We start from the raw sequence: 8,730 nt of genomic DNA, 5'->3' as shown, positions 1-8,730 counted from the left end.
TCAGCTATCAGCTATCAGCAAAAATAAAAAAGCCGTACTTAGTTAATCAAATACGGCTTTTTTGTATCAATTAGGCAGCTACTCGCCTTTTACTTCTAAGTTAACAAATTTAACTAGCTCTTCTGGCTGGCCAGCTAACATCATTATTTGCTGGTTAATTTCCATCATGGTTTTACCTTCAGGCAATTTTGCCGATATGCTTAATGAGTTTAAACCTTTGGCAAAATCAGTCAGCGCCTGTGCTATTTCTTCAGTTACAGGAGCTTGTTGCAATTGTTGCTGTAGCGTCATTTGCATTTGCTCAAGCGTCATACTTTGTTTTTCAAGCTCGCTCACAAGTAGCTCTTTTAATTTGCCTTGGTTGTTAAGTACCAAATTAATATTACGTGGCTCAAGCTTGCTCATAGCTTGCATCACTAAGGTTTGCTGTTGTAACTCTTGCTCGTAAGTAAGTGGCGTGTCCCCTGCTTCTTGCTGCGCTTTGCTTATAGCAAGGGATGCGTCCATTAATGCTTTAGCATTGGCAAGGCCTACATCCATATTAAAACTAACAATATCTTTTGCATCGAGCTTTAAAACTACGTCGCTGTCGCCAGATTGCTCATCGTAATCAAGCGATGAGCTTAAGTCGTAACTTGCTGAAGCAAGCATTTCGTTTGTATCAGCAGGTAGTTTTGCTACAAAGTCTTTATCGAACTGGAAGCTTTTTACTGTAAACGATGTATGTGGCGATATTTTATCGGTTTCGTAACCGGTTACTTCAATACTTTGAATATGCGCTACGTTTTCACCTTCAGGGCTTATTACTTCCATGTTAGTAATTTCAACACTTTTAGAAATAACACTTGCCGATAAACCCGCATATTTAAACGTTGCACCAGTTTGATCGCTTACTAAAGCTAGCTGCTTGTCTACTTCGGTACGTACTTCTTGGGTTGCTACATAGTTTGCGTAGCTAATGCCACCAACACCTGCTGCAACAATGGCTATGGCTATTACGAGTTTTTTCATGTTATTTCCTTATTCTGTTCTTGTGTAAGTTATATTAGCTCAAGAGTAACATTGCATGGCAATCCCTGTAAGCGTTAATTAATCAAACTAAGCAGCTCATGCACTGTTTTTACAGGCGTAATTTTAGCGCCTAAGCCTTCCATCGATTTATGGTAATTACGAAATGGAATGAATATTTCGGTAAAACCATGCTGCGCCGCTTCTTTAACTCGCGGCACACCACTGTCGATTGGGCGTACGTCGCCGTTTAAGCTAAGTTCACCCATAATGCAGGTTGTACGCGGTACTACAAATTCGTTTAAGCTACTTAAAAGCGCAGTCACTAACGCTAAATCAATACAGGTTTCGGTTTCATCAATTCGTAAGCCGCCCACAATATTAAAAAACGTATCGTGGAATATTTTGGTTTTGGTGTGTTTACGTAAAATACCAGTAAGCATTTTTATTCGGTTCATGTTTAAACCTACACATACTCGCTGTGGGAATTCAGCTTCGGTTTCGGTGGTTAAACATTGTATTTCGAGCAATAAGTTCCGGTTACCTTTTCGGATACACGTAATAGTAGAGCCTGGTGATTCAGTACTTGATCCCGATAAAAAAATCTCGCTTGGGTTATCAACGCTCAGCATGCCGCGCTCGCACATTTTAAAAATGCCTACGGTATCAATGTCGCCAAAGCGGTTTTTATTAGCTCTAAGCGTACGTACCTGTCCATCATTCGTGTCAATATGCAATAAAGCATCCACTATATGCACTAATGTTTGCGGCCCTGCAATTTCGTTGTTTTTATTTACATGGGCAATAATAAACATGGTGACATCGTTTTGCTTACAATACTGGGTAAGCGCTTGCGCAGCACTTTTTACTTGCGAAGGCGAACCGGGGCTACCATTCGCTGTATCGGTTACAACCGCTTGAATAGAGTCGATAACAGCAAACTTAATTTTATTTTTATCAAGCTCTTCAATAATGGTTTCTACGCTGGTTTCGGAAAGTAAATAGAGTTCCTCGGCGTTGTAATTAAGCTTTAGTCTGTTTACACGGTTTTTAAACTGCGACAGCGACTCCTCAGCTGTACAATAAAGCGATGGCATACGCTGCGACATTCTGGCTACTAAGTCAGATAATAGCGTTGTTTTACCCGCCCCAGGGTCGCCCGAAATAATATTAACCGAGCCTGTGGTTACCCCGCCGCTTAGTACACGGTCAAGTTCACCTATTTCGGTTAGTTGCTTTTCGGCTTCTGTGGTGGCTACATCGTCAATTTTTTTAGAGCCGCCGCCAATACCACCTGCATAGCCACCTACCGTTGCTCGCGCAGCCGCTTTTTTACTTTGTCCTGCTGAGGGTTTAAATTCTGCCAACGTGTTCCATGCACCACAGCGACACTGACCTTGCCAACGTTGATAGTTCATACCACATTCTGTACAAACAAATTCTACTTTTGCCGCTTTAGCCATTTATAACCTTACCTACTATTGTTTAATTTGAGCGTTTACTATTAAGAATAGATATTACCATTGAAGCAATGTGCTTACAGTGTAACATTCGTTACACGTAGTTTGTTTCTACTTTAAATACAAACACATACTACTTTTTATTTTGCCCTAATTTAGGGCATACTTATTGCTTTTATATGCTTTGAAGTAACTTGCCAACAATTTGGCATTTAACACATAATAACAAGAGTTAAACTGTACTTATACGAAAAACCGTACCTATATCAACACTGTGGTGCGATGTTACGTTTATTGAATTTTCAAATAAATGGACTTTACAGTATACCTACTTTTCAATTAGACGGTGACGATTTATAAATGGCTGAAGACATACTGCTCAAACACGAAAGTCTCGTAAATGAGTTAAAAACCTATTTAGGTAACGCGAAGTTCGACCAAATTTTCAAATCTAAAACGGCCGGTTTAACAAAGCCTGAGCAATTTTTGATGAAAATGGAAATGTCGCGCCTATCTCAGCCAGTAGCCCGCTTTGTAGACCTACGGGGCTTAGTTACCGGGCAAGTGCGCCCATATGAGCATAATGGCAAACAACATTTTATGGATGATACTGCCATAGAGGTTTTTGAAGCAGCCCTTAAGCAACACGGCGGCTATACGTTAGCAGTATACGAAGCAGTAATGAATACCGAAAACAACCATCGCGTACTGCAAAAGCAAGCGCAAGAGCAAAGTGATGCGCAAGCCGAAAACGATACCCTAACTACCAGCGTAATAAAATTTGCCTCATACGAAAGTCGCTCTGAAGAGCGGATGAACTACTCAATTAAAGTTAAAATTGAGTACAATGATCATAAAAATATTGCCGCTAGCACGTCAGACATTTCTTTAAGTGGCTGTAAAATTAAACTTTCTACTCGGCAAGTTATTAAAAAAGGGCAACTCATTGCCATGCGCCTGGTTGGGCTTGAACAAGATTTTGAGTTAGGCCTTAAAAACGGCATTCAATATGAAGTCGTGGCAGTTGAAAACATATCTCGTGAATATAACCACATTCGTTTAAAGCGCACTTATATAGAAAAAAATGAAAAGTTTGATGAGTTTTTAGATAGCTTTATAAACGGCAATAAACGCCGCTATAAAGTGAATTTAGATAACACCCTTGATGCAGTAGTTTCTAAAGGTTATGAGCAATATTATATCCCCCGTGTTACCTCTTTATACGTATTTTTAAGTAAAAAAGGCGACCATATAGTCCCAAGTTTGAGCCTGACAACTGAAAATAACATTTTTATTCAGCGCTATTTTACTGATGAAAGAAAAGTGCCCTGCTTATATAGCGTTTTGAATAACCAACGCATTAGTCAAATGCTTAGCCAAGTAACCGCCGTAAAAGAAGAGTATCTATATACGTTTACACATGTCTCTGCGGGAAAAATCTATTACTACTCAGCCACGCGTACAGAGCTTAATAACAACCCTAAATTAAAAAATCTATTTTTAGGATTCGGCAGTCAAAAAGATAGTTGGCAATGTTTTAAGCTACAAGTTATGCCAAGCCACCCTGATGATTCGTTTATTCCGTTATCGCTACCAAACTCGGCGGGTAAAAACATAGAAAAGCTAAATAAACCGCCGTCGCCACGTGTGACAGGCCTTATAAAAGATGTGAAATACATTGCGGTTTTAACTGCCATTGGCAATAGCGAAGAACAAGCAAATTATAAAAAATTACCGTTTGATAAGGCGATAGTGAACCAACTTAAGCATTTTGGCCATGCTAAGCATAACAAACCACCTTATTTAGATATTGTTGCGTTAGAGTATGTAAATTTGCGCTCTCATAAACGCTACTTATATAAAACCCCCGCATTACTTACGTTTGAGGGTAAGCAATATCAGGCTCATTCTCGAGATTTTTCGGTGATGGGTTTGCAATTAGAGTCATCCGTACCGGTTAGCTTTAAAAAGGGTGATATTGTTTTACTATCTTTCCCCGATTTACAAAAAATAACTAAAAAACATAACTTAAGTGAGCTTAAATACGAAGTAATGGCAATTAGTAAGTCATTAACAACCATTAATTTAAAAGCGAACAGAGTGGCTGACTTACCACATGCAGGTGTTAACTTTTTTACCCAATTAATTGAAAGTAATAAAGATAAACTAAAAGTATCTGAAGAAGCCCCAAAAATAGAAGGCCTTTCTACTGCACTGAGAAATATGGTGACCAAAAGTGTGTGCCAATTCCCGCTTTATTTACATAAAGAAGCAAGCCACTTTATTCCAGGTGCCATAGGTTTTGGTTTATATGCCAGCCCTATCCACGTTATTTTACAAAATTTTGGCTTATTAAATAACAAAACTGATCTGAGCCATATTTTAACGCAACAACAAATTATTGATGTGATCACCCCAAGCATCAAAGACCGTAGCCGACAAGACCCGCCTTTACCGTTTACTCTTGTGATTAATTTTGACCCTAAGCAGGAGACTATTGAAAAGGCTGTCACAAGCCAATGCGTACTAGGTGAAAACTATTCAAGCTTTAGCGAGCAAATTAGTGCAGGCGTTAAATCTGAACTGGTATTTGTAATGCGCTTATATTTATCGCGTACTGGGCGCCCAGATACAGACTATCTATCAAATGAGCTAAAGTATGTAAGCCAATATGCAATGCACAAAGCAAAGGATATAGAAGAAGCGCTATGGGCAGTATCTGGCGTGGGTGATATTGTAGATATAACCGACGAAGCCCTTAGCCATTTACATTTAGATCAAAAGCAAGTAGCCCAAATGGGCCGAAGAAAACTGTTGTGGTTAAACCGCTTGCGCTAAGCGGTTTAACTTATGCTGTGGTTATTTATTTAAAGGAATTGCCAGCATGTACAGTAACTGTAATAACGACCCCTTACATATAGCTGCTTGAGCTTGCTCCACCACTTTTGGTTTACCATGTACGGCAACGCCTAACCCTGCTTTTTCCATCATTAACAAATCGTTTGCACCATCGCCAATGGCTACCGTTTGCGTATTTGCTAAGCCCAACTTTTGTTGCAGTGTTTCTAAAACAACCGCTTTTTGCTGCGCATCAACTATAGTACCAGAGACCTTACCTGTGAGCTTGTCGTTTGCAAACTCAAGCACATTAGCATGTACTTCATCTAAATTAATAAGCTGTTGCACACGCTCTGCAAAGGGTACAAACCCGCCTGATGCGATAGCAAGATACCAATTATGCTGCTTTAATATTTGGCATAAGGCTTTAATACCTGGCATTAATGGTAAAGTATTTTTTAACTCATCTATTAAGCTTTGCTCTATGCCAGCTAGCTTTGCTACACGTTGATTTAAACTTTCGCTAAAATCTAACTTTCCAGCCATTGCAAGCGCGGTCACAGAAGCCACATCGTCATATACATCTGCTAAACGCGCAATTTCATCAATGCATTCTATGGTGATGGCGGTGGAGTCCATATCCATAACCAATAAGCCTGGTTCATATAAGTTTGGCGGTGTGGCAACTTGCACTATCTGACAATCAAGCGAATTTGCAAACTCCCCTAGCACAAGCGGATTAATTTTTTGCTCTGCCTCTGGGCTATAAAAACACAAAGCCGGGGCTAACCCTAAGTCGGGTTGATAGTGACATACAGCCGTTACATTGAGTTCGTGCTTTTTTAAAAATTCGATAATGCTAGTTACGTGCTTTAGTTCAAAATCGCCGGCAAACGCAATACTAAATAACCCAACGGTTTTATCTGGTTGTGTTTGAGCAGTAGTAAACTGCCCATCATTATAATTAAACCATGTGTTTAGCGTTAAAGTGTGTAATGCTTGCTCAGCAGCTGGCTGTGCCATGTTCGTTTGCGACATGGGGTCTCCGTGTTGGTTATTTGTTTTTTTAATTTTGCGTATCTTTTAGAGGATTCATAACGCTAAATTCGCCATTGAGGTAGATTTAAGGTTATAGTTACTGTAGTTGTAACATCAAATCAAAATGCTGTCAGTAGCATATACGGTGACTATGAAAAATAACCATATAAAAAGCCCTTTATCTGCATCACAAAGAAAGCGAATTATTCGTTTATTATTGGCTGCGGGCTGTTTTGTATTACTGAGTTTTGTAGGTGTTAACAGCAGCTTTGAAAGCCACCAACTGCTTTATAATAGTGCCGATAACACTGCCAAAAGCTTAGCCCGATTTATGGCACTGAATGCTAAAGAGCCATTACTTGCTAAAAATAAGCCACAGCTTACTGCGCTATGCAACGATATAAGTAAAGACGAGTTTGTACTTTCAGCCACAATATACGATCAGCAAGGCGTGCTTATAGCAAGCAGCGATCATTGGCAGTCACATCATGTATTTGGCCAATTACCAGAGTCGACCCCTGGAATAAGTAAACTAAAAACCCCGTTTGTCGAGCCTGTTGTAAGCGACATAGATAAGCCTCTTGGCTTTGTCTCTATTACCTATTTAACACGTGCTGCGATATCAGACAGTCACAATCATTTTCATGATTTAGGCAGGCAAGTTTTGTTAATGCTAGTTATTGCGTGTATTTTTACGTGGCAGTTAGGGCGTGGACTAAAACGTTGGCAGGTAAACCGCTATATGCAAAAAACCTCAGAGCAAGAGTCATAAAGCTGCTTCGCAAGCGTCTCTTTATCGCTACTCTGCTTTAAACTACATAATACATTGAACACATTTGGAATGTGTAATGGCGTATTAATTTCACCTTGATGACCGCTAAGTGGCATTGAAGGCGAGTCGGTTTCGAGCACTAAATGTTGTGGCTCAATTTGAGCAATAACATTACGGGTTTTAGCAGCCCGTTCATAGGTAATAACCCCACCTACCCCTAATTTAAAGCCCTGTTTGATATAATACTGGGCTTGCTGAAGTGATCCCGAAAACGCATGTATCACCCCACCACATTTTGGCTTACAACGTTTAAACGATTGCGCAATTAAGTCATGGCTTTGCCTGTGGTGCACAATAAGCGGTAGGTTCAGTTCGTTAGCAATCGTTATTTGCTGCTCAAACAATCTTGTTTGCTTTTCAAGGTCTTCAATACTTCTATCAAGTCCACACTCACCTATTGCTACCAGTTGTTTATTGTTCACCTTTGCAAAGTCGAATAGCTGCACTAAGTGAGCATCTTTATGATCATCTAAAAAATAAGGGTGAAGCCCTGCGGCAATATGTACTTGTGGGTATTTAGCTTTAAATTCGATTAGCTGCTTTGATTGCACCAAGCTTATACCTGGCACAACAAAGCGCTCAACACCTTTAGCAATACACTCTTTTATGAGTGATTCGCGATTTGCATCAAATTCGCTAAAATCAAGATGGCAATGCGAGTCTATAAACTTCACAGCGTAAACCGATTAAGGGTTTAAACGTGTTATTTGCCAGCTATTATCGGCTTGACGCTGATATATAAAACGGTCGTGCAATCGATGCGCGCCACCTTGCCAAAACTCAATTTTAGAAGGCACTACGCAATATCCGCCCCAAAAATCTGGCAGTGGAATTTCGCCGTTAGCAAATTTACTCTTCATATTGGCAAAAGTTTCCATTAGCGCTTTTCGCGAGGACACCGGACGGCTTTGCGCTGATGCCCATGCGGCTAATTGACTTTCTTTAGGGCGCGATAAAAAATATTTTGCCACCGCTGATGTTGGTAATGGTTTTGCCTCGCCGTATACAATCACTTGGCGCTCCATATGGTGCCATGGAAAATGCAGCGATATTTTATTATTACCTTTTAGCTCTTGTGCTTTACGAGAGCCGGTATTAGTAAAAAATACAAACCCGTTATCATCTAAATGCTTTAACAGCACAATACGCTGTGAAGGTTGCCCGGTTTCATCAACCGTTGCTACAACCATCGCCGTTGGGTCTGGAATATTACTGCCCACAGCATGCTCAAGCCACGTTTCAAATTGTTTGAATGGATCATCTTGCAAGTTATCTTCGCTTAGCGCGTCTTGCAGGTATTCACGGCGGATATCTTCGAGTTTCATAAACAAATCCTTCTCTGTTTATTAAAGCGTATGTGGGTAAGTTAGGTCAGGCTGTTAATCGTTATAAGAGCAAAAAATAAAAATGTTTTGTTTAATGTTAGTTTAGTGTTGGGTTTCGTTTCACTCAACCCAACCTACGGTGCTATCAGCTATCAGCTATCAGCTATCAGCTATCAGCTATCAGCTATCAGCTACAAAATTGATTAACTTACAAAAGTTCGTCAAGTTA

Annotated in this window: 7 protein-coding genes; 2 read left to right on the top strand and 5 right to left on the bottom strand. The window is 40.0% G+C overall.

Going from position 1 to position 8,730, the window contains the following annotated elements:
- Positions 1–78: 78 nt before the first annotated feature.
- Together CWC17_RS10200 and radA are read right to left on the bottom strand one after the other, a co-directional pair.
- Complete coding sequence (locus CWC17_RS10200; RefSeq protein ID WP_138612772.1) at positions 79–1,011, bottom strand: aq_1923 C-terminal domain; 933 nt, start codon at positions 1,009–1,011, stop codon at positions 79–81.
- A 74-nt stretch (positions 1,012–1,085) separates the two neighbouring features.
- Positions 1,086–2,471 carry a DNA repair protein RadA gene (radA, locus tag CWC17_RS10195; RefSeq protein ID WP_138612771.1) on the bottom strand — a complete coding sequence of 462 codons (1,386 nt, stop codon included), beginning with the start codon at positions 2,469–2,471 and terminating at the stop codon, positions 1,086–1,088.
- Between the two features lie 357 nt (positions 2,472–2,828).
- Here radA and CWC17_RS10190 point away from each other — a divergent pair, with 357 nt between their 5' ends.
- Positions 2,829–5,306, top strand: coding sequence for a PilZ domain-containing protein (locus tag CWC17_RS10190; RefSeq protein WP_138612770.1), 2,478 nt, complete (start codon positions 2,829–2,831; stop codon positions 5,304–5,306).
- A 21-nt stretch (positions 5,307–5,327) separates the two neighbouring features.
- On the opposite strand, the gene serB is transcribed toward CWC17_RS10190, so the two are convergent.
- Positions 5,328–6,344 (bottom strand): phosphoserine phosphatase SerB, encoded by a 1,017-nt coding sequence (gene serB, locus CWC17_RS10185; protein WP_138612769.1) that lies wholly within the window; start codon positions 6,342–6,344, stop codon positions 5,328–5,330.
- A 151-nt stretch (positions 6,345–6,495) separates the two neighbouring features.
- Here serB and CWC17_RS10180 point away from each other — a divergent pair, with 151 nt between their 5' ends.
- On the top strand, positions 6,496–7,116 hold the full coding sequence (locus tag CWC17_RS10180; protein ID WP_055015149.1) for an AhpA/YtjB family protein: 621 nt from the start codon (positions 6,496–6,498) through the stop codon (positions 7,114–7,116).
- On the opposite strand, the gene CWC17_RS10175 is transcribed toward CWC17_RS10180, so the two are convergent.
- A complete protein-coding gene (locus CWC17_RS10175; protein WP_138542022.1) occupies positions 7,083–7,850 on the bottom strand; it encodes a TatD family hydrolase in 768 nt (255 codons plus the stop codon). The genes CWC17_RS10180 and CWC17_RS10175 overlap by 34 nt on opposite strands.
- Positions 7,851–7,862: 12 nt before the next feature.
- A complete protein-coding gene (gene pdxH / locus CWC17_RS10170) occupies positions 7,863–8,501 on the bottom strand; it encodes a pyridoxamine 5'-phosphate oxidase (RefSeq protein ID WP_055015147.1) in 639 nt (212 codons plus the stop codon).
- Positions 8,502–8,730: the final 229 nt, after the last annotated feature.

This window comes from Pseudoalteromonas sp. S3785 (genome assembly GCF_005887365.1).
Taxonomy (GTDB): domain Bacteria; phylum Pseudomonadota; class Gammaproteobacteria; order Enterobacterales; family Alteromonadaceae; genus Pseudoalteromonas.
The sequence above is the reverse complement of the archived record's forward strand: the minus strand, read 5'-3'. Positions and strand labels throughout refer to the sequence as shown.